Origin of the sequence: Leptolyngbya sp. PCC 6406, assembly GCF_000332095.2 — a bacterium.
Lineage (GTDB): Bacteria > Cyanobacteriota > Cyanobacteriia > Phormidesmidales > Phormidesmidaceae > PCC-6406.
On the sequence record NZ_KI913949.1, the window covers coordinates 124545 to 143652 of the forward strand.

Genomic DNA, 19108 nt, shown 5'->3' on the forward strand with positions numbered 1-19108 from the left:
AAACCATCGTCAGTGGGGGAGATGACGGCACGGTGCGGTTGTGGAGCCGCAGCGGCCAGCCCATTGCTAACCCCTTCATCGGCCATCAGGGAGTGGTCTTTTCGGTGGCGTTGAGCGGGAATGGTCAAACCATCGTCAGTGGGGGAAATGACGGCACGGTGCGGTTGTGGAGCCGCAGCGGCGAGGCCCTGGGCACCCCCTTCACGGGCCATCAGGGAGGGGTCTGGTCGGTGGCGTTGAGCGGGGATGGCCAAACCATCGTCAGTGGGGGAATTGACGGCACGGTGTGGTTGTGGAGCCGCAGCGGCGAGGCCCTGGGCACCCCCTTCACCGGCCATCAGGGAGCGGTCAATTCGGTGGCGTTGAGCGGGAATGGTCAAACCATCGTCAGTGGGGGAGATGACGGCACGGTGCGGTTGTGGAGCCGCAGCGGCCAGCCCATCGCTAACCCCTTCATCGGCCATCAGAGAGTGGTCTTTTCGGTGGCGTTGAGCGGGAATGGTCAAACCATCGTCAGTGGGGGAAATGACGGCACGGTGCGGTTGTGGAGCCGCAGCGGCGAGGCCCTGGGCACCCCCTTCACGGGCCATCAGGGATGGGTCTGGTCGGTGGCGTTGAGTGGGGATGGCCAAACCATCGTCAGTGGGGGCGAGGACAGCACGGTGCGGTTGTGGGAGGGAAGTCCGCAGGGGTGGTTGCGGGGGGCGTGTGAGCAGTTGCGGGAGCATTCGGTGTTGCGCGACCCAGATAGCAGCTTTGAGCCGGCGGTGGCGTGGAGGGCGCGGCGGGTGTGTGAGCGGGAGGTGTGGGGAGTGGGGAAGTAGGGCTTGCCCTGAGCGGAGTCGAAGGGGAGTGGGGGGGTGGGGGAGTGATGGGGTGATGGGGTGTTGGGGTATTGGGGTGACAGGTGACAGAGAGTTTTGAATTGCACGTAGGGGCGCGGTTTCCGCGCCCAATGCAGGGTGATGGGGTAGAGGCGCGGTTTCCGCGCCCAATGCAGGATGCGACTGTAGGGTGGGGTGAGGGGGTGAGGGGACGGGTTCCTAGCAGCGTCCTCCGTCACCCTCAAAAATCCCGCTTAGGAACCCGTCCCCTGAGGCTTATTGCCCTCGTTCCCAGGCGCTGCGGGGGAACGCTGCCCTTGGCGCTCCAGCGCCCCTGGCTATGATCGTGGCTACAATTTTATGAGCAGCAATATGGTGCCGACCGTGAGCGTCGGCTAGTACTAGTACTCGATGGCATAAATAACTTGCCTATTTGATGAAGCAAGAGCCCTTGTGAGACGAGAAATTGCTTTTCTGCCTTCTGCCTTCCGCCTTTCTGTACTAGTTCCTACGCGACTTCGGAGGCTATAGATATGACTTCAGCATCCCACAACCAACCAGCTATCATCCGTACAGAACGAGGGCTGACAATTTCTGGTACGCGCATCACTCTCTACGATGTGATGGACTATGTAACAGCACACTATCCTCCGAAATTTATCCGATCCTTGTTTGATTTGACAGAGGATCAAATTAACGCTGCCTTATCCTACATTGAAACAAATCGTCCTAAAGTCGAAGCAGAATATCAGCTTGTTCTAAAGCAATCCGAAGAAAATCGGCAGTACTGGGAGGAGCGTAGTCGTGAGCATTTTGCTCGTGCTTCAGCCATGCTACCCAGACCAGGACGAGAAGCACTTTGGGAAAAGCTCCAAGCTCAGAAAGCTAGACATGAGCTAGAAGTATGAACTTCTTGATTGATCATAACTTGGGGGGACATGCGGAAATCTTATTGGGCAATATTGCGAGTCAAGGTTGGTTAGAACTGCTACCGATTCGTTTTGTCACCTTCAAGGAAATGAATCTATCAATTAATAGTAGTGATCGAATTGTTTGGCAACTTGCTTAAGTAAATCAGATGATTTTGCTGACTGCCAACCGAAGCATGAAAGGTGAAGACTCACTAGAACAAGTTCTTCGAGAAGAAAATACTTTGGATTCCTTGCCTGTCATTACAATTGGGGATGCGGATCGATTTCTAGCTGATCGAACTTATCGAAACCATTGTGTTGACCGCATTCTCGAAATCTTATTAAATATCGAAATTTGGATGGGTGTTGGTCGTCTTTTTATTCCATAATGTAACTGTGAAGAACCTCGGAGGTTTCCAAAACCTCCGAGGTCTCAGCTCACACGATCTTCAACCACGAGAACTGGCAAAGAACTCGTTTCCAAAACTGCTTGAGATACTGAGCCGACTAACACCCCTTTCATTTGTCCATGTCCGTGCTTGCCCATGATAATTTCGGCAACACCATAGTCTTGGGCAGTGCGAACAATCTCTTCGGGTACGGGGCCAGTGGTGGTAATAAAGCGATGGCGAATATCCGCTAACCGTTGCCTTACTTCGCGCTGTAGTTGCGCTAGCCCTTGGGGATCATCCATCTGGATTACATGGAGCACCACCACTTCGCTATCACTGCGTCGGGCTAGCTCAGCAGCTTTGGTCAATACCTGGGTAGAGAGAGGAGAGGTATCGACGGCGGCTAATAGAATAATGGGCTGTGCCGTGGTCAGAGACCGGCCCGAAGGGGCCATCGCAACTTTGGTCGGGTCCACCTCACCCAGTTCCAGCAGCTTGGGGGCAAAAGTGGGGATCGCCCAAGCTCCGAGGGGTGCGGTGACCAAAATAGAGAGAGCCGCGATCGCTAATATGGTCTCTCCACCGGCAATGCCCTGAGCCAGGGGAACCGCCCCGATCGCCGCCTGAACCGTGGCCTTAGCGGAATTCCCCGGCAGTAGAAACAGCCGCTCCTTCAGGGTCCAATTACTGCCCAGGGTGGATAGATACCAGCCCAGAGAACGCCCCAGCAGAGTTCCAATGGCCAACACCAGCAGCCCCACCAGCACAGTGTCGCCCAAGACATGCAATTGAATGCTGGCCCCGACCAGCACAAAGAGAATGATTTCTGCAATCGTCCATAAACCATCAAACCCACCCCGCAGCCGTCGCGCAAGGGGGGCATCCATCTCAATCAAAAAGAATCCCGTGGCCATCACCGCTAAATAGCCGGAGAAAATCGGCAAACCCTCCGCCAACACCACCAACAACAGGGCAAACCCCGCCCCCACTAGAGCATCCTGAACAGCATTTTGGGTCCAGTTCTGGTGCGCTAATAGCGATACTAATAGCCGTGCCGTTAGCCAGCCCAGAAGCACCCCCAGGGTAATTTGGAGCATGATCTGGATGGGGAGTATCTGCACTGGGCTGAGGGTGATGCCACCCGGTAGGGTCATGCCCACCGCCGTCCCCTGGGCAAGAAATGCCAGCAATAGGCTAAACACGAGTAGCAGCAGCACATCAGAAAGGGCACTACCCGTTAGAATGGCATCGGTAATTCCCTTTTTTACGCCCCAGCCCAGGCTCTTGAGTCGCAACATGGCAGGTACAATCACCGCCGGAGATTCTGCCCCGATAATGCAACCCAGTAGCAGTCCGGTCAGGAAATCAAATTGGAGCAGTGCCATGGCGGCTATGGCCACTGCGATCGCTTCACAGGTCGCAGGCAGAAACCCCAGCCGTAGTGCCACCGTTCCCTGCTGAGCTAGCTTCTCGCGATCTAGCCCCAGCCCCGCCTTCATCAAAATCACCATGACCGCAATGGTGCGGAGGGCGTTCGCAGCGCCCAAGACCTCTGGGCTGATGACATTCCCTACCTGCGGCCCCAATAAAATACCTGCCAGCACCATTCCCACGAGGGCCGGCACCCTGAGCCGTCGAGCGATTTGCCCGACGAAGAAGCCCATCAGTAAAATCCAAATAATGCTTTCTAACATCACGTCACGTTGATGGAATTCGTTGAATAACGTGACTCGCAGCGATTTGCCTCTCCCGGTACACCCCTGACCTCGGTTTTCATCCCCAGTTCACTCCTAGAATCATGCTAAAGATTACCGACCATACCGCCATTCCCCTGGGAGAGATTGAACTCAGTGCCGTGCGATCGCAGGGAGCAGGGGGCCAAAACGTGAACAAAGTCGCCACCGCCATCCACCTCCGGTTTGACATTCACGCCTCCTCCCTATCTCCCCTGTACAAAGAGCGCCTACTCAATCTAGGGGATCGGCGCATAACCAAAGATGGTGTCATCATCATCAAAGCCCAGCAGCACCGCACCCAGGAGCAAAATAGAGAGGATGCTCTCCGTCGTCTCCAGGACTTAATCCAAAGCGTTACGGTCACGCCCAAGGCGCGCAAACCGACGAAGCTTTCTCGGACTGCCCAGAAAAAGCGCCTTGACCGCAAAACTAGGCGGGGGCAGATTAAGGCGCTGCGGGGCAATATTCAGCAGGAATTGTGATGGGGAAACCGCTCAAAGCCTCTAACGAACAAGGGGCTTAAGCCCCTTGTCCTAACCTGGATAGCCATTACCATAACGGGGTATCAACTCAAAGCGAGACAAATCTCGTGGGGAGGAGTTAGGAGCCAGAATCTAGGAGAGTACTGGCTTCTGACTCCTGACTCCTGAATTCCTCGGAACCAATATGGTCTCGGCTTACGTTGATACCCCCATAACGTCCACGTCTGTCTCAGGTTATTCCGGTAGAGGGGTGGCAATAGGCGGCAGGATACGAACCGCGACGGTATTCTCCAGGGAGCCGATACCCTCGACTTCAATGCGAATGCGATCGCCAACTTGTAGGGGACCTACCCCTGCCGGTGTCCCCGTCAGCACCACATCCCCTGGCAACAGAGTCATGACCTGACTAATGTAGGCCACCAGTACCTCTGGCTTGAACACCATGTCACTGATGGGTGCCGATTGTACCGGTTCCGGTAGATCATTCAAAAAGCTCTGAATCTGAGCTTCTGGATTGAGTTCCCGCACAATCCACGGCCCCAGGGGGCAAAAGGAGTCAAATCCCTTGGCACGGGTCCACTGGGCATCTCGCCGCTGGAGATCCCGTGCAGTGACATCATTGGCGATGGTGTAGCCCCAAATCTTCTCGCGAGCTTCGGCCTCCGTACAGTCCACACACAATTCCCCAATTACCAGGGCTAATTCCCCTTCATAGTCCACCCGCTGGGACTGGGGTGGATAAAAAATAGAGGCCCGATCAGCGGTGACGGCGGTAGAGGGCTTGATAAAAAGCAGCGGTTCCGTGGGCAGATCGCCCCCCATCTCTGCGGCGTGTTTGGCATAGTTTTTGCCGACTGCGATCACTTTAGAAGGGGCGCAGGGGGCCAGTAGTTGATAGCTATCGGCAGGCAGTGTGGTCTCGGTGACCTGCCCCTGGAGCCAGGGGGGTGCATCCAAAACCTGAATGCTGCGATCGGGTTGTAAAAGACCGTAATGTAGTTGACCCGACTGGGACTGCACTCGAACGTACCGCTGCGCCATATAACCCCTTCTAAATCCTGGTATGATTGTAAATCCTTGCCTTTACCCAGAAACGTTGGTTTTGTCATGGCTTTCGGCTTGCGATCGCGGTAGCTCTAGTCAAAATACCACCCTGGAATCAAGGCCATTAGCCCATAAGGATCCAATTCATCATCATGTCGAAGAAGTTTTTGTACGAGACCATGTATATTCTGCGGCCCGACATCGGGGAAGAAGCCGTAGATGAGGCCATTGGTAAATTCCAGGCGATTGTTCAAGAGCAGGATGCTGAAATCCTAGAGACCCAGCACCGGGGCAAGCGCCGCCTTGCCTACGACATCCAGAAGCACCGGGAAGGTATTTATATTCAGATGGATTATGTCGGCCCTGGTAAGGTCGTGGCGGTTCTGGAGCGGGCGATGCGTCTCAGTGAAGTGGTTCTGCGCTATCTCACCGTGAAGCAGGACGTAGATGCTCCTGAGGTGGAGGATTTGCCCGTTGATGCCTCTGATTCTGTGGCCCCCCCAGTGGGTGCCGCCTAAGGGATCACGCCCCCCTGTTTATCCCTGAAATCCCCCAACTCTGGGGGATTTCGTGTCTTTGGACTTTCGTGTCTTTGGACTATTGATACCCGTCACAAAAACTAGACACAAAAACTAGTACCGCAGGGCGTAAATCAGCACACCATTGCCGCATCACCCCAACATTTTCCGGTCCCCTCGCCCCCTGGGAGAGGGCGAGGGGCCGAGGTGTAACACGATCAAACGGTCAGAGTATTTGCACCGCCCAGTACTAGACACAAAAACTAGACACAAAAAAGGGGTAGGCATTGCCTACCCCCAACTTCTCTGACTGTAGTTTCCTAAGATTGCCAAGCTATTGGCTAATAGCAGGCTGGGGGGAACAGCTCTGGCAAGATCAAAACCCAGGCTATTCCCAAAAAAAGAACGACATAGCACTCGCAGTCCGATTGGGACAACATTAGGAGCCAATTTGCTTGCTCACCAAGTATCCGAAAGGTTCTCGGTGTCTAAAGCAAATTGGCCAAAGCTATATCAATTACATCAGGCCCAGTTGAGACAGGATGCCTTGGCCGGTTAGCAGCTCAGTGGCTAGGCCAATGGTGAAGCCCAGCATGGCCAGACGGCCATTCCAGTTTTCTGCGAATTGAGTAAATCCAAATTTGGCTTGCTCTTCAGTCATGGTGGAGACCTCTTGTACTTCAAGGGATGAGATGAAGGGCGTTTACCACCCTTGTAAAGACATGTTAATTATTTTTTCGCGAATGTGCAACATTTCTTCAAAAGTCATCCTGAGAACTGGGCTGACGGCAGAGGCCAAACACAGAGGTATAGCCGTGGAGGAATGTGGTGCCGCCGATGGGACCAATTTCTCCATTGCAGAAGAATCCACTGAGGGGCACTGGGCCAAGGTGATGGTGAAAGAGTCGGGAGTCAAAGTTGGCCTCTTGGTAGAGCCCATGGCCCCGCCCTACACAGGAAAACATGAGGGCTCCCACTGGGGCGCTGGCGGTGGACTGGTGGGCGTATTGCTGGAGAAGTACTTCTAGATCCTCTGCTGAGGTTTCTGCGTCCCGTAGGTGGAATTGAATACGCTGTCCTGGACGGACGCGATCGCCAATTGCGATCGCGCCTACCCGAGGGTCTACCCCCAGCAAGTTGCGGATCAAAAAGTCTCCAGGGCCAAGGGTAATTTTGAAGCCATCCTGGGCAATGCCGATGAACAGGGAATGCTGGGCCAGTTGCCGATCTCGATCGCTGAGATCATTCAGCATGGCCTTGAGGCTGGCAAGGGCGGGCTGGGGATCACGATCGAGGATGTCTGGCGGCTCCAGCTCCAGCAAAATATTGCGCTCGGCGGCGGCCACCCGGTAGTGCTGGCCAATAGGACGACAGCCCTGGGCCACAATCGCCTCCAGAACCACATGACCCGATAGAGCCAGACCCACAACCCCTTCGGTGTAGTAAGTGCGATCGCAAAAGAGCCCACCATGGCGCTGCCAACTGCTGCCACTGGCTAGCCCCCCCACTTTCACCGCCTTGGGGTAGGCAAAATCCAACCCCTGCAACAGGTCATTGACCCCCGAAAAGAAGGGATCCGCCAGCACAATAAACTGAGGATCCACCCTCGGATCCACCCCCACAGCCTCTACCCAGGCATCGGGAGGGCTATCCAAATCCGGCAAGTCCGTTTCCTTGAGATAAAAGCTCTGTACCGTCACCCCCGGCAGAGTGGCCAAACACAAGCTGAGGGCCGGGGCATCCTCCACCTCCAGAGCATCCTCTTCCGAATCCATCCCCACCACGCCACCACCGCTACAGCCAATCAGCGTGGGAATCTCCAGAGCAGTTTGCAGCAGCGGTAGCACCCGCGAAAATTCACTCGCAAAGGCCGAGGAAATAAAGACTAACCCCAAATCTGGGGCTGCCGTCAGTTGTCTCTGAGTGCGGGCAACCACCTCCTCCACAGCAGCCTCTAGGGAGACTTGGGTTGAGATCGCACTCACCCACTGCATGGGCTCGGCAGGTGTGGGCATGATCGCGACCTCCGTATAAACCTCGCACTGACGATTGTAGGCAGGTTAGTGGGCTCTAGTTAAACTCCTGTTTCAGATCTGATCTGAAACCCAGGTCATAGATAGCCGCCCCCAACCCTAGAAATGCGTCAGCAATGGCCCTTCTAGCAAATTCCATTTTCTTCCATTTTGCCGTGGGGGTATCATCTCTGGAATCTTCCTGGACCCTGGAAGCCTCTGGACTCCTGCTGAGGGATATCAACTCAAAGCGGGACAAATCTCCTGCCTCCTGCCTCCTGTCTCCCTCGAAGCCAATATTGTCTCAGCTTACGTTGACCCCCCTTCCGAAGGACCGATGACTTCCTTGATGGGGCGGTTCACCGCAGTCGTCGGGGCGGATGTCCTCACATAGGCCAAAGCAAAAGGCACGGTATGGTCTAGTTAAATCCTATTTGCCTGTATGGCTGAGCTAAAGGATTCATGAATATAGGGTGCTGCCTGGACAAGCTCCCCTATGATCCAGACTAGAATCTAGACCGACATCCAGTTTGGCTGGGGTTTACACTGATTCAGGGACAATCGTCCCGTTGTCTTAATGCTGTCATACTACGGCTTCCTGGCTAGCCAGAAAGGCTGTGGAACGAGTTCAAAGAGGTCCTATGAGCGATATTCAAGAAAAAATCCAGCAGGAACTGAAGAGCGCCCGTGACGCTTGTGATGTCTCTGGTAGCAATTCCCAAGAATGCGCAGCAGCGTGGGATGCGGTCGAGGAGCTACAGGCGGAAGCAGCCCACCAGCGGAACCAGCAGAAACCTCAGACCTCCCTTGAGAAGTTCTGTGATGACAATCCCGAAGCGGCGGAGTGTCGGATTTACGAAGACTAAAGCCCTTGGCAATGCCAGATGTGGAGACGTGCATACTAGGGGCTGTGGGCAATCAAAGCTAGATTTCTTGCTATAGAGCGGTTACAGTCCCTAGCTTGCTTCAGTAGGGCGGGCGTGGTCATACCTACCTACCCCGCAAGACCTACCCCGCAAGGGTTTCTCCATTAATTGTCCACACGCCCTAGTTCTGCCAACGGGCAGCATCCGTGCGTCTCCAGATTCCATCCCAATGCTATGACTCTTCAGGTTTACGGCATTCCCACCTGTAGCACCTGCAAAAAAGCGATCGCATGGCTCGATCGCCAGGGTATCGCCTACGAATTCATCAACACGAAGGAAGCTCCACCCGCCCTAGCACTGATCCAAGACTGGGTTGCCACCCTAGGGGCTAAACCGATGCGTAATACCTCCGGGCAGTCTTACCGTGCCCTCGGGGAGGAAAAGCAAACCTGGTCTGATGCGGACTGGGTTGCCGCCTTTGCCCAAGATGCCATGCTGCTTAAGCGTCCCCTATTTGTCCAGGATGGCACAGCGGTACTAGTCGGCTTCCGAGCCACAGAAGCGCAATTGCAGGCCATCCTAAGCTAGTGCCGATACCCTCATTGACTGACTGACAAAAGTCTCTACATCCTTGGGGTATCAACTCAAAGCGGGACAAATCTCGTGGGGAGGAGTTAGGAGCCAGAATCTAGGAGAGTACTGACTCCTGAATTCCTCGGAGCCCATCTTGTCTCGGCTTACGTTGATACCCCGATGCCCTATCCGATGTCCTATTCAGAGAGGGTAAAAGAGTCCAGAAAGCCCTGGACATCTACCTTGCCTTCTTGATCCTTAGGGACAACCACCAGTACTTGATACAGCCGATTATCCACAAGATAAAGACGGGCATTGACCGTTGCTGCTGCCCCTGTCTCTGTCTGGGTATCGATAACCAGGGCTCGGCCCGGATTGCCCGCCAATTCCACTGGGTTTTCGCTAATTAGAGTTCCGCCCACATTATTAACCGCTCCATCACGACTGCCATCCAACATGGCGGTGGGATCACTCTGGGCCACAATCTCGCTGGGGTAGTCTGAGTAGGCCACCACATAGGCTGCCTCAGGCTCCTCTGCGGTGAAGGTGTAGATATCAATGTTACCCACCTGAGTTTCGACTGACTGGCTCGCCTCACTCAAGGTGACGGGGGTAGAAATGGCAAAGCCTCCGGTTTCAGAGGTGAATTCCTGGATTTCGGGGGCCGCCGTATTGCAGGCCGTCGCCATGAGCAAACTCAGGAGTAAGAGACGTAGGGAGGGCTTTTTCATAGGTCAATAGATCAGTCAATGATCAATAGATTTGCCGGAGAACGGTCTTGATTGGGCGGTTTTGGAGGGCGGTGGAGCCGTGCAGCGTCCCCAGGGAAAAACGACCCAGGAGATTACAGACTACGGGGTGGAATACGAGGTGCGATCGCAGGATTTCGGATTGTGTCTCATCCGGACTAGACCCGTGAAGGGAAGAAATGAAAGGCCAGTCCCCCGATTAAAACGATGTTGGCTTCTTTTTCCCCCGTAAATCGATTGCCCTATGCTCAACCCTGGCCAGCGCCGGAAACAACCGATCAGCACTGGCGGACCCTGCTGGGGGTTATACCCCTGACCGAGGCAATTCCGAGCCCATTAATATACCCTCCCCTTTCCCAGGGAATATGGCGCGGGTTTTGCAACTGGATGACCCTATCCTTTGTCGCCGTCTGTACCACCAGCACCGCAGCACTGGTAGCTTACAGCAGCTTAATTCACATTGCCCCAGAACTACCCTGCGATCGTCTGATGGGACGATGGATTTCCGATCGCACTCGGTTTTCCTGCGCCCAAGAAGTAGCTAGCGGTGGCCAGCTCCCGGATTTAGCAGCAGCCCTAGAAATCATCGCTGACTGGTCTCCCAGCCACCCCCTCTTTGGGGAGATGCGCCCCCTCCTGAGCCAGTGGTCTAGTCCCCTTCTGCGGGCCGCTCAAACTAGGGCCGCTCAAGCAGACCTGGATGGAGCCCTGGCCCTAGGGTTTCAAATTCCCCCCATCAGTCCAGACTATGGCACCGCTCAACACCAGATTGAGATCTGGCAGCAGCTCCGCTATGCCCAAGTGCATATCCCCTATGCCCAAGCCCAAACTGCCCTCCAACAACAGGACTGGGCTGGAGCATTTCAGGCGCGACAGGCCATGGAGTCTCTAGAGGGGCAGGTCTGGCAAACGGGCCTAGTGCCGCGTCTGACCCACCAAATCGAACTAGAACGGCGGGCGAGTAAAACTTGGACCGAGGCCAGCCATCTTGCTTTTTTAGGCGGAGATGACAACTTAGGATCTGCGATCGCCCTAGGCAGCACCGTGCCCCCAGATGCCTATCTCTGGCAATCAGCCCAGGTCCAACTAGATGCCTGGAGTGATGAATTGCTAGACCGGGCACTAGAGTACTGGTATGCCGGAGAACTCAACCGAGCCCTACAGTTAGCCGAGCAAGTGCGCCAGTATCCAGGCCGTGTTGAAGCCGCCCAAGATTTGATCTGGCTCTGTCAGGCACGGCAGTTGGCCCTAGCCAGTCTGCGAGAAGAGGGACAATCCACCACTGCCCGAGCCGTAGGTCTATACCCAGCCCTCTTAGTTGCCCAACAGATTAGCCCTGAGAGCGATCTTCATCCCCAATCGATCGCAACAGCAACCACTTGGCGAGGGCATCTTCAAGAACCTACTGCCCCTCTCGTATCGTCCGAGGTTTCTCCACCTGATAGGAACAACGCAGCTACGCTCTCCAATGCAGTCCTCAAGGAGCACCCTGAGCCCAGTCCAGAGGGGAATCCAGCAGTCGCTGAAGATGCTAGTTCAGATTCCCGCGTCAGTTCCCGCGTAAATTCCAGCCCCAGCCCCGACCGAGAGGCAGCCCTAGAAACCTCACCCAGCTTCAACCCTGACCCCTTCATTGCCCCAAAAGTCCCCTTACCCTTTGCTCCCGAAAGTGGTCTGTATGGCCCTCTGAGACTGCGCATACCCCAGTTTTCCAAAACTGACAAAGACTCCTTGGACCCTAACCCCTTCCGCTCTGACAGCTTTACCACCAGCCCCTAATCCCTCATGCTGGTCTGGAAATTCTCCCTGCCCCGCAGCAGTGATGGTGGCGAGACTCTGGGTATCAACTCAAAGCGGGACAAATCTCCTGACTCCTGAATTCCTCGGAACCAATATTGTCTCGGCTTACGTTGATGCCCGAGACTCTGGAGCAAGATGATTCCAAAACGTGCCAAAAATTCTCAAATCATTTGTTAACTAGGATACAAAACCAGGCGGATGAAGCTTGCTAAAACCTTTTGGACAAGTTTGGGCAAGAGAAAACTCTATTTTAGGAGGGCCTGATATTTTCTTGACTCAATAGAGGATGGGCCAATCGCAAACCTGTCCTACTTTTCTCTATTCCACAGCACTTTTGGATAAAACTGTGACTTATAAACCCGACAATCGCAAAAAACAGCGCTAGCATTTATCCGTAGGCAAAATTTTCATTGGAGCTTTAGCGAGCCCCAACCATTCTTTGTCCGAGCTTTACTTAAATCCAGAATGGGTTTCCTATTCTTTTAAAAGAGCCACTTGATAAATCTTGAAATATTGGTTCTTGCAGATTTTGAGCTGACTCTTCATGATTAGTTCTGCTTCCAGCTCCAAGGGTGCCCCCCAGTACCCGATTCCAGACCTGCTTCAGCCTCTTCGTAATTGGATTAACACCTACTCCATTCAGCATCCTCACCATGCTCGCCGCCTTGCCCATCTCATTCCCGCCCAGTGCCCCTTTGAACAGGACATCATGGTGTGGGGATACCGGGTTGCCCACGTCCCCCCCCTGTGTAAGCTGAATCCCCTCTACGATGAGCTGATGGGCCTGCGGTTTAGAGCCCTCTGTTATCTGGCTGACGAGTGCGGTGAAGACATTTCAGCCTTGATCTAGGGGCTGTGAACAATCCAAGTCAGATTCCTGGTTATGGGGCGATTACAGCCCCTGGATTGATTCAGTAGGGCGGGCGTGGTTATGCCTACTCCGCAAGGATTTCCCCGTCAATTGTCCACACGCCCTCGCACCGGATGCCCTACTGCTGTGAGCAACCCTAAAGGCCCTATGGCCTTTAGGCGTTTCAGCTCCTCGGCATTTCGCACCAAAAGCGACCCAGCATACCCCAGGGCGTTAACGGAAATCGTGTCGTAGCGGTCCTGGGTCCGAGGTACCGCCAACATCCAGCGACGGGTGACGAGGAGATTGTAAGGACGGTCGGGGATCGCTGCCTCTAGGGTGAGGCCAATGGCTGCCATCAGTTGTTGGTAGTGGCGAAGTAGGATAGGCGCGATAGTCCTGGCCATAGATTCTTCTGAAGAACTGGTGTTGCCCTTCAAAGCTATAACGGCTTCTCCAGCATCCCAGTTCACCCCTAGTCCCACGGCCCAAGCCTGAAAGGGAACATTGAGGGGAAATACCTTCCCTACGGGATGGTCTACCTGGGTGGCAGTGACCAAACTCTCTATGGGCAACGTTGGTCCAGCCGGGGCAATGGGGAGTGGTACCAATTGCAAATGCTTGTGATGCTGGCTGGCTCCAGCCGCTTGGCCGCCATTGTAAAAAGCCAATCCGTCAATGCCCGCCAAGCCTATGGCCAAGGCAGCGAAATCTGTCTCTGTGAGCCAGGTATCTTGGGCCTCGTAATGACGGGTCACTATCAAGAGATGATGATCTACCACATTGAACTTGTTAAGGAGACAGGTGTGGCTCTCGGAAAAGTGACCCACCCACAGGTCTAGCTCATAGGGCAGAAAGGGATTAGACGGCTGGGTAGCCCCATCTTTCCGGGCTTTGATCTGGGCTATATCCTTGCGGATCAGATTGGTTAAAATCCTCACCAAGAAGGGAATACCACCTTCTTCTAGTAGGGTGAAATCTGTGGCGATGGACTGGAGCGCCCCGGAGGCGATGGCCCGGTCCGTTGTCTGCTGAGCCGCAGTCCACAGGTTGCCGGGGGTGAGGATAGCCGCTGAATCCATGGGTGGGGACTGACGAATGCCTATGGGTAATGTAGCAGTAGTGGGGCGGTCCCAAGTTGGTCCCCATGGGATCGCTCGTCCCGCGATAGGATTAAGATTCTAAGAGGCACCAATCCCAGCATGGAAAAAAGTCTGGGCCTGGGCCGAGTAGTAGCCGAACATTAAATGGATCCTGCTATGACGATTGTGAGCCTTGTGAAGATTATTTGGGCGGTCTCCGCCGTTGGGCTGACTATCTTGGTCTTGCTCCACAGCCCCAAGGGGGACGGTTTGGGGGCTTTGGGGGGGCAGGCTCAGTTGTTCACCAGCACCAAAAGTGCTGAAATCACCCTCAACCGCGCAACTTGGACGCTGACAGTCCTGTTTATGGGGCTTACGGTCATTCTCAGTGCAGGCTGGTTGAATGTCCCGGCAGGATAGATGAACCAGCGCCCTAGTACTGCTTGGCGGAAGTGGCCAAGGCATTTATGCGACCAAGGGCTTACCCGTGTAGTTCCACTTGAAGGGCTTAGCCATGGTGCGATTGAAGTAATCGACAAACGCTAAAATCTTCGCCTTGAGTTGGGCTTGACTGGTAAAACTCGAACGTCGGAGTAGCTTACGTACCAGGATGGAGAACCAAGGCTCAATTTGATTGAGCCAGGAGCAATGCTTGGGGGTGAAGTGAACGACCAGTCGATGGCTGGGGTCGCTCAAGAACGCCGCTCGGGTCGCCATAGACAGGAGAATGCCCGTCTTCCCTTTCTGGCCCAGATGAATCGGTTTTTCCTCGCGTTCCGCCACCAGTCGGACGAGAGATTCCGATTGATGAGTGTTGAGGCAATCCATGACCAGATGAATCTTGGAGGCATCTGGAACTTGGGCCAGTAAGGCTCTGAGGTGACTCTCGAGGTCTTGCTCGGTGCGGGTGTCTCCCACGGTGGCCTGATCCACCTGTCCGGTAGCGACATTGAATGAGGCAATCAGGGTTTGAGTGCCATGGCGAATATACTCAAACTCAATGCGGGTACAGCGTCCCGGCTTCATGGCGATGTCAGGCATCGTCCGTTCCAGAGCCTGGATTCCCGTCATCTCATCCAGGCTGAAGGTCAGCTCGCCGTGTTCGGCACGAGTGGCAGCCTGTTCGTAGACCTGGCAAATGTCTTTGACTTTGTCCTCGAAGTTAGGGTCGGGGGGGGGGAGAGCCAGTAACGGCTCTGGTGGGGTTTGAGGTCAGCCTCGGCCAACAGTCGGCCCACATGACGGGGACTGATACTCTCGACAATTCCCTGCTTGCTCAGTTCATCGGCCAGTTCTCCAGGGGTCCAATGACTGATGGGGCGGCCATACTGCTCGGGCGGTGCACAAGCTAGGGCATAGAGTTGCGTGATTTGTTCGAGGCTAAAGGTAGCCGGAGCCCCGGGACGAGGGACATCCTGTAGGCGCTCTTCCACAGCGACCTGTTGTTGACTCAACTCCAGCCAACGCCCCCGCCAGCGGCGACTCATCTCTTTGCTGACCCCCAAGTCTCGGGCGATTTCGCCATGGCCTTTGCCCTCATCAGCTGTGAGGATAATCTTGGCGCGCAAAGCGAGCTGCTGTGACGTCCGCTGACGTCGAATCAATTGCTCTAAGTCGCTCCGCTCCGTTTCGCTCAAAGTGAGCCTGGCGGCAGTCAGTCTAGCCATTGTAGAAAAGTCCTCTTTACCCTACCTCTCAATGGTAAGGTCATTTCAGCCACCCAGTACTAGTACTCTGGGGCGGAAATCCTGTGATCATTTCCCCTAGGCGTTGCCTTTCTGCGGTGCATTGCTTCGCGTGGGCGAAGCCACGCCTTAGCGTTATTCACCCTACGAAACTTCTTTACTGGTTCCCAGGCTCTGCCTGGGAAGCCTCACCGAGGCTCTGCCTCGTCGTTAGAAAACGGTAAGGCTATTTAAGCGGCCCCGTACTAGTCGCTGAGAGGGGGAGGCTGAACAAGACTTTCCGGCCCCTCTTTTTCCAGCCAGCTAGCCCCGTAGGCTGGGTCAAGGTACGCTGACCCAGCCTTGATTATCACCCCTTTGCTGGGTCGCCCTTCGGTTGACCCAGCCTACGCAATGATCGCTTGGTATGGGTTGACACACTTCTGCCTTCTTATTTCTGCCTTTCTGTACTAGCCCTTCACCAGTCTCCGGAGACGGCTGAGAGGGCATCTCCCTCGGCGGTGACGATGACAAGGGGCAGCGCTTCGTTAGCCTCGTAGCGCTCGAATTGGACAACTTGAACCCCTTGGCCTGTGGGGACAACTTTAAGGAGATACTGATTTTCGGACCATTCTAAGCTAACGATGCGATGGCCAATGATCCAGATCTCTGCCATCTCTCCCTGGTTGATGGCTTCGGGGCGATCGCCTTCGTAGCAGCTCCACATTTCATCGGCGATAGTCCAAAGGCCGCTGAGGTTAATGGGCTCGGTCCGGGCGCTGAGGCCGTAGGTCGTGAAGGAAATGATGGGCTGGTTCCAGAATTTTTCCGCCAGACTGCGGAGGGGATCTTGGTTGAGATCGTCACCGTATCTTAGGTTTTGTCCCATTTCTTGCTGCTGGTCCTCTAGGGCGGGACGTACCCAGTCGGGGACTTCGCTACATACTTCGTAGGCTACAACAGCTTTCTCGGGGGGTGTTGCGGGTTTATTGGTTGCGGCGGTTTGTACCACGGAGGCGGCGGCCTTGGTATCGGGCAGGGCTCCCCAGTTGCTCTGGGGACATCCCCCTAGGCCCAAGCCTACCGCCACTAGGCTCACTGCTGCTAACCATTGCTGATATGTCTGTATTGCCATGGGGGCTGCTCTTTATCTGCGACCAATTGAGATAATTGTGTGGGCACGTTTCCTGGTCATACCGGGGCAGGCTCGGTATCCAACCCCCTATCTCAGCTCTGGATCTGGGATCGGGAATCGGATGGTATTGGGTAAGGATGGAGTCGATCCCAGGCGTGAAGCCCTATACCAACGGTCTAGATACTCGCGATCGCGAGCCTGAACTGTTGAAAGTGGCTGTCCGCAGCGCTAACTAGGGCTAAGACCCTATCTAGAAACTTTCCCAATCCCTTGATATGCAGCAGCCGAAACAGGGTATTCGGATAGGTTCTAAGCCCCAGGAGGCTAAGAGCGGAATTGCGCCTCACACCTTCCTTTACAGGGCTAACCTATCTGGATCCGAGTGCTTTGGAGACTGTTTTCCTAGCGATTATGGGGATAACCGACCGTGACCTGCGGTGAATTCCTGAACTAGGGGCTGTGGACAATCAAATCCAGATTCCTGGTTATGGGGCGGTTATAGCCCCTAGCTTGATTCAATAAAGCGGGCATGGTCATGCCTGCCCGGTGAGGGTGTCGCCGTTGATTGTCCATACGCCCTTGGAGCTCCGATTGCCAAGGACAATCGGATTTCCTAGGAAATAGCTTGAAGTAGGGGCCGGTAAGGTTGGCATTTTCGCTGACAGAGCAAATCCCTAGGAAAATTCGTGAATTTCGGAGGTGACAGTAGCTTTTGGACGGGTTGCGCCTCTGGTTTACTGTTGAATTACATTGCCTTAGCCAGCATTTCCATGGCTTGTAAGCCTTACCAGGGAAATTCATAAAAGTGCCATAGAACTAGAATAGCGGCTGATTCGATGCTTGTTTAGTAAAAATAATGACTCTTCATTAGGAAAGTCTGTGATCCCCAGAAAATCGCCCTAGAGATCGCGGCCAAAGCGCCCTGAACCTGCCCGCTTTTTAGTAGGCGGGGGCGGCAAGGAAGGAGATCACTAACCCCAGAACTGATCCGGCGATCACCTGAACTGGGGTATGACCCAGGAGTTCCTTGAGACGGGCTTCGTTAAACTCGGGTTTCTCGCTGAAGAGCTCGTCAATGATTTGGTTCAGGATTTTGGCTTGCTTGCCCGCTGCTTGTCGGACCCCCGCTGCGTCGTACATGACAATGACGGCGAAGACCGTGGTGGCGGCAAAGAAGGGACTATTCCAACCCAAGGTTTGACCGATGCCACAGGCGAGGGAAGTAACTAGGGCGGAATGGGAACTGGGCATCCCCCCAGTTCCCACTAGTACCCTCAGGTTCACCTTACGGTGCTGAACCAGTTCTACAACCACCTTTAGAACTTGGGCCAAGAGGCAAGCGGCCAAGGCCACGATAAGGACGCGGTTTTGGAGGATGTTGTTAAGGTCTTCCATGGGTTCTGGTTGATCGTGCTAGGACTCGACAGCATAAATAACTCACATATTTGATGGACCGGGAGCCCTCGCGAGACGAGGAATTCCTTTTCATCCTTCTGCCTGCTACGCACGGGCACAGCCCTACTTACTTCTGCCTTTCCGTACTAGTGGGTACGAGCAACGATGTAGTCCGCTAGCGCCAGCAGGGGGGCAGAGTCTGCCCCTAGGGGTAGGACCGCTGCTTTGGCCTCATCAATCAATTGCTGGGCCTGACGTCGGGATTCATCAATGCCCCAGAAGCTGGGGTAGGTGGCTTTTTGGGCCTGGAGATCCTTGCCGGCTGATTTACCCAGTTCCTCCGAGGTGGCGGTAATGTCAAGAACATCATCCACGATTTGAAAGGCGAGGCCAATACGTTGGGCATAGCCGGAGAGGGTTGCGATCGCGGTTTCCCCCGCCCCCGCTAGAATGGCTCCAGAGGTAACCGAGAGTTCCAGCAACGCGCCGGTTTTATGGACATGAATATAGTTCAGGGTGTCTACGGTGACCTCGAGATCGCCTTCTGAAGCGAGGTCTACAATTTGTCCCCCCACTAGACCTTCTGCTCCCACGGCGCGACCCAGATCCGCAATCACCCGCAGCACTCGATCGGCGGGCACATCAGTGGTGTAGCGGGCGATATGTTCAAAGGCATAGGTCAGCAGAGCATCCCCCGCTAAAATTGCCACATCTTCGCCATAGACCTTGTGATTCGTGAGTTGGCCTCGACGATAGTCGTCGTTGTCCATGGCGGGTAGATCATCGTGGATCAGCGACATGGTGTGGACCATTTCCAAAGCACAGGCGGTGGGCATAGCTTGGGCAGTGGTGCCCCCCATCAGCTCACAGGCCGCTAGACAGAGAATCGGTCGTAGTCGCTTGCCCCCCGCCAAGAGGGAATAGCGCATGGCCTCGTAGATGGTCTCGGGGTAGGCCAGGGGCAGGGAAGCATCGAGGGCGGCTTCCACTCGTTTTTGGCGATCGCTCAAGTAGGTCTTGAGATCAAAGGACTGGGGAAGGGTATCCGTAGAAGGGGGTGTCACCATATTCTGGG

General features: G+C 54.8%; 22 protein-coding genes. 11 read left to right on the plus strand and 11 right to left on the minus strand.

The annotated features are described in order from the left end of the window. The 4 genes from LEP6406_RS33275 to LEP6406_RS35435 form a co-directional block, all read left to right on the plus strand. A partial coding sequence (locus tag LEP6406_RS33275) for a WD40 repeat domain-containing protein (protein ID WP_162160833.1) occupies window positions 1-824 on the plus strand: 824 nt, incomplete at its 5' end. Window positions 825-1357: 533 nt separating this feature from the next. Then, window positions 1358-1732, plus strand: a complete 375-nt coding sequence (locus tag LEP6406_RS0200600; RefSeq protein ID WP_008309483.1) for a DUF433 domain-containing protein — start codon at window positions 1358-1360, stop codon at window positions 1730-1732. Further along, window positions 1729-1893 carry a hypothetical protein gene (locus LEP6406_RS35430; protein ID WP_008309485.1) on the plus strand — a complete coding sequence of 55 codons (165 nt, stop codon included), beginning with the start codon at window positions 1729-1731 and terminating at the stop codon, window positions 1891-1893. Before LEP6406_RS0200600 ends, LEP6406_RS35430 begins: the two co-directional genes overlap by 4 nt. A gap of 9 nt (window positions 1894-1902) precedes the next feature. Beyond that, the gene (locus LEP6406_RS35435; protein ID WP_008309488.1) at window positions 1903-2124 is read left to right on the plus strand and encodes a hypothetical protein; all 222 of its coding nucleotides are present in this window, start codon (window positions 1903-1905) and stop codon (window positions 2122-2124) included. 44 nt (window positions 2125-2168) lie between these two features. On the opposite strand, the gene LEP6406_RS0200610 is transcribed toward LEP6406_RS35435, so the two are convergent. Then, a complete protein-coding gene (locus LEP6406_RS0200610) occupies window positions 2169-3821 on the minus strand; it encodes a cation:proton antiporter (protein ID WP_008309490.1) in 1653 nt (550 codons plus the stop codon). Window positions 3822-3925: 104 nt separating this feature from the next. Here LEP6406_RS0200610 and arfB point away from each other — a divergent pair, with 104 nt between their 5' ends. Next, on the plus strand, window positions 3926-4345 hold the full coding sequence (arfB, locus tag LEP6406_RS0200615; RefSeq protein WP_008309492.1) for an alternative ribosome rescue aminoacyl-tRNA hydrolase ArfB: 420 nt from the start codon (window positions 3926-3928) through the stop codon (window positions 4343-4345). Window positions 4346-4579: 234 nt separating this feature from the next. Here arfB and LEP6406_RS0200620 read toward each other — a convergent pair whose 3' ends face one another. Further along, window positions 4580-5386, minus strand: coding sequence for a fumarylacetoacetate hydrolase family protein (locus tag LEP6406_RS0200620; protein WP_008309494.1), 807 nt, complete (start codon window positions 5384-5386; stop codon window positions 4580-4582). 155 nt (window positions 5387-5541) lie between these two features. Here LEP6406_RS0200620 and rpsF point away from each other — a divergent pair, with 155 nt between their 5' ends. Beyond that, entirely contained in the window at window positions 5542-5907 is a 366-nt protein-coding gene (rpsF, locus tag LEP6406_RS0200625; protein ID WP_008309496.1) for a 30S ribosomal protein S6, read from the plus strand. A 517-nt stretch (window positions 5908-6424) separates the two neighbouring features. Here rpsF and LEP6406_RS0200630 read toward each other — a convergent pair. Together LEP6406_RS0200630 and LEP6406_RS0200635 are read right to left on the minus strand one after the other, a co-directional pair. Continuing rightward, entirely contained in the window at window positions 6425-6568 is a 144-nt protein-coding gene (locus tag LEP6406_RS0200630; RefSeq protein WP_008309497.1) for a chlorophyll a/b-binding protein, read from the minus strand. A gap of 97 nt (window positions 6569-6665) precedes the next feature. Beyond that, window positions 6666-7922 carry an FIST signal transduction protein gene (locus tag LEP6406_RS0200635; protein ID WP_008309499.1) on the minus strand — a complete coding sequence of 419 codons (1257 nt, stop codon included), beginning with the start codon at window positions 7920-7922 and terminating at the stop codon, window positions 6666-6668. Between the two features lie 638 nt (window positions 7923-8560). On the opposite strand from LEP6406_RS0200635, the gene LEP6406_RS0200645 reads away from it, so the two are divergent. Both LEP6406_RS0200645 and LEP6406_RS0200650 read left to right on the plus strand, forming a co-directional pair. Beyond that, window positions 8561-8785, plus strand: a complete 225-nt coding sequence (locus LEP6406_RS0200645; protein ID WP_008309502.1) for a Calvin cycle protein CP12 — start codon at window positions 8561-8563, stop codon at window positions 8783-8785. 234 nt (window positions 8786-9019) lie between these two features. Beyond that, window positions 9020-9373 carry a Spx/MgsR family RNA polymerase-binding regulatory protein gene (locus tag LEP6406_RS0200650; RefSeq protein ID WP_008309504.1) on the plus strand — a complete coding sequence of 118 codons (354 nt, stop codon included), beginning with the start codon at window positions 9020-9022 and terminating at the stop codon, window positions 9371-9373. Window positions 9374-9555: 182 nt separating this feature from the next. Here LEP6406_RS0200650 and LEP6406_RS0200655 read toward each other — a convergent pair whose 3' ends face one another. After that, a complete protein-coding gene (locus LEP6406_RS0200655; RefSeq protein ID WP_008309506.1) occupies window positions 9556-10089 on the minus strand; it encodes a hypothetical protein in 534 nt (177 codons plus the stop codon). Between the two features lie 405 nt (window positions 10090-10494). On the opposite strand from LEP6406_RS0200655, the gene LEP6406_RS0200660 reads away from it, so the two are divergent. Both LEP6406_RS0200660 and LEP6406_RS0200665 read left to right on the plus strand, forming a co-directional pair. Next, window positions 10495-11886 carry a hypothetical protein gene (locus LEP6406_RS0200660; RefSeq protein WP_027268718.1) on the plus strand — a complete coding sequence of 464 codons (1392 nt, stop codon included), beginning with the start codon at window positions 10495-10497 and terminating at the stop codon, window positions 11884-11886. Window positions 11887-12451: 565 nt separating this feature from the next. Continuing rightward, window positions 12452-12757 carry a Mo-dependent nitrogenase C-terminal domain-containing protein gene (locus LEP6406_RS0200665; RefSeq protein ID WP_008309510.1) on the plus strand — a complete coding sequence of 102 codons (306 nt, stop codon included), beginning with the start codon at window positions 12452-12454 and terminating at the stop codon, window positions 12755-12757. Between the two features lie 107 nt (window positions 12758-12864). On the opposite strand, the gene LEP6406_RS0200670 is transcribed toward LEP6406_RS0200665, so the two are convergent. Next, entirely contained in the window at window positions 12865-13839 is a 975-nt protein-coding gene (locus tag LEP6406_RS0200670; protein WP_008309511.1) for an ATP adenylyltransferase family protein, read from the minus strand. Window positions 13840-14016: 177 nt separating this feature from the next. Here LEP6406_RS0200670 and secG point away from each other — a divergent pair, with 177 nt between their 5' ends. Continuing rightward, entirely contained in the window at window positions 14017-14259 is a 243-nt protein-coding gene (secG, locus tag LEP6406_RS0200675) for a preprotein translocase subunit SecG (protein ID WP_008309513.1), read from the plus strand. A 45-nt stretch (window positions 14260-14304) separates the two neighbouring features. Here the strand turns inward: secG and LEP6406_RS0200680 are convergent, their stop codons facing one another. From LEP6406_RS0200680 to crtE, 5 genes are all read right to left on the minus strand, one after another. Continuing rightward, window positions 14305-14910 carry a transposase gene (locus LEP6406_RS0200680; RefSeq protein WP_027268719.1) on the minus strand — a complete coding sequence of 202 codons (606 nt, stop codon included), beginning with the start codon at window positions 14908-14910 and terminating at the stop codon, window positions 14305-14307. Window positions 14911-14927: 17 nt separating this feature from the next. Beyond that, window positions 14928-15506, minus strand: a complete 579-nt coding sequence (locus LEP6406_RS0200685; RefSeq protein WP_027268720.1) for a helix-turn-helix domain-containing protein — start codon at window positions 15504-15506, stop codon at window positions 14928-14930. Between the two features lie 475 nt (window positions 15507-15981). Then, on the minus strand, window positions 15982-16638 hold the full coding sequence (locus tag LEP6406_RS26080; RefSeq protein WP_008308053.1) for a hypothetical protein: 657 nt from the start codon (window positions 16636-16638) through the stop codon (window positions 15982-15984). 939 nt (window positions 16639-17577) lie between these two features. Continuing rightward, on the minus strand, window positions 17578-18033 hold the full coding sequence (locus tag LEP6406_RS0200695; RefSeq protein ID WP_008308051.1) for a divergent PAP2 family protein: 456 nt from the start codon (window positions 18031-18033) through the stop codon (window positions 17578-17580). A gap of 146 nt (window positions 18034-18179) precedes the next feature. Continuing rightward, window positions 18180-19100, minus strand: a complete 921-nt coding sequence (gene crtE / locus LEP6406_RS0200700; protein ID WP_008308048.1) for a geranylgeranyl diphosphate synthase CrtE — start codon at window positions 19098-19100, stop codon at window positions 18180-18182. Between the last annotated feature and the right edge of the window lie 8 nt (window positions 19101-19108).

Excerpts from the sequence above, each read along its gene's own strand:
- LEP6406_RS0200600 (WP_008309483.1), top strand. The coding sequence starts at position 1,358 with ATGACTTCAGCATCCCACAACCAACCAGCTATCATCCGTACAGAACGA.
- LEP6406_RS35430 (WP_008309485.1), top strand. The coding sequence starts at position 1,729 with ATGAACTTCTTGATTGATCATAACTTGGGGGGACATGCGGAAATCTTA.
- LEP6406_RS35435 (WP_008309488.1), top strand. The coding sequence starts at position 1,903 with ATGATTTTGCTGACTGCCAACCGAAGCATGAAAGGTGAAGACTCACTA.
- LEP6406_RS0200610 (WP_008309490.1), bottom strand. The coding sequence starts at position 3,821 with ATGTTAGAAAGCATTATTTGGATTTTACTGATGGGCTTCTTCGTCGGG.
- arfB (WP_008309492.1), top strand. The coding sequence starts at position 3,926 with ATGCTAAAGATTACCGACCATACCGCCATTCCCCTGGGAGAGATTGAA.
- LEP6406_RS0200620 (WP_008309494.1), bottom strand. The coding sequence starts at position 5,386 with ATGGCGCAGCGGTACGTTCGAGTGCAGTCCCAGTCGGGTCAACTACAT.
- rpsF (WP_008309496.1), top strand. The coding sequence starts at position 5,542 with ATGTCGAAGAAGTTTTTGTACGAGACCATGTATATTCTGCGGCCCGAC.
- LEP6406_RS0200630 (WP_008309497.1), bottom strand. The coding sequence starts at position 6,568 with ATGACTGAAGAGCAAGCCAAATTTGGATTTACTCAATTCGCAGAAAAC.
- LEP6406_RS0200635 (WP_008309499.1), bottom strand. The coding sequence starts at position 7,922 with ATGCCCACACCTGCCGAGCCCATGCAGTGGGTGAGTGCGATCTCAACC.
- LEP6406_RS0200645 (WP_008309502.1), top strand. The coding sequence starts at position 8,561 with ATGAGCGATATTCAAGAAAAAATCCAGCAGGAACTGAAGAGCGCCCGT.
- LEP6406_RS0200650 (WP_008309504.1), top strand. The coding sequence starts at position 9,020 with ATGACTCTTCAGGTTTACGGCATTCCCACCTGTAGCACCTGCAAAAAA.
- LEP6406_RS0200655 (WP_008309506.1), bottom strand. The coding sequence starts at position 10,089 with ATGAAAAAGCCCTCCCTACGTCTCTTACTCCTGAGTTTGCTCATGGCG.
- LEP6406_RS0200660 (WP_027268718.1), top strand. The coding sequence starts at position 10,495 with ATGACCCTATCCTTTGTCGCCGTCTGTACCACCAGCACCGCAGCACTG.
- LEP6406_RS0200665 (WP_008309510.1), top strand. The coding sequence starts at position 12,452 with ATGATTAGTTCTGCTTCCAGCTCCAAGGGTGCCCCCCAGTACCCGATT.
- LEP6406_RS0200670 (WP_008309511.1), bottom strand. The coding sequence starts at position 13,839 with ATGGATTCAGCGGCTATCCTCACCCCCGGCAACCTGTGGACTGCGGCT.
- secG (WP_008309513.1), top strand. The coding sequence starts at position 14,017 with ATGACGATTGTGAGCCTTGTGAAGATTATTTGGGCGGTCTCCGCCGTT.
- LEP6406_RS0200680 (WP_027268719.1), bottom strand. The coding sequence starts at position 14,910 with ATGACGGGAATCCAGGCTCTGGAACGGACGATGCCTGACATCGCCATG.
- LEP6406_RS0200685 (WP_027268720.1), bottom strand. The coding sequence starts at position 15,506 with ATGGCTAGACTGACTGCCGCCAGGCTCACTTTGAGCGAAACGGAGCGG.
- LEP6406_RS26080 (WP_008308053.1), bottom strand. The coding sequence starts at position 16,638 with ATGGCAATACAGACATATCAGCAATGGTTAGCAGCAGTGAGCCTAGTG.
- LEP6406_RS0200695 (WP_008308051.1), bottom strand. The coding sequence starts at position 18,033 with ATGGAAGACCTTAACAACATCCTCCAAAACCGCGTCCTTATCGTGGCC.
- crtE (WP_008308048.1), bottom strand. The coding sequence starts at position 19,100 with ATGGTGACACCCCCTTCTACGGATACCCTTCCCCAGTCCTTTGATCTC.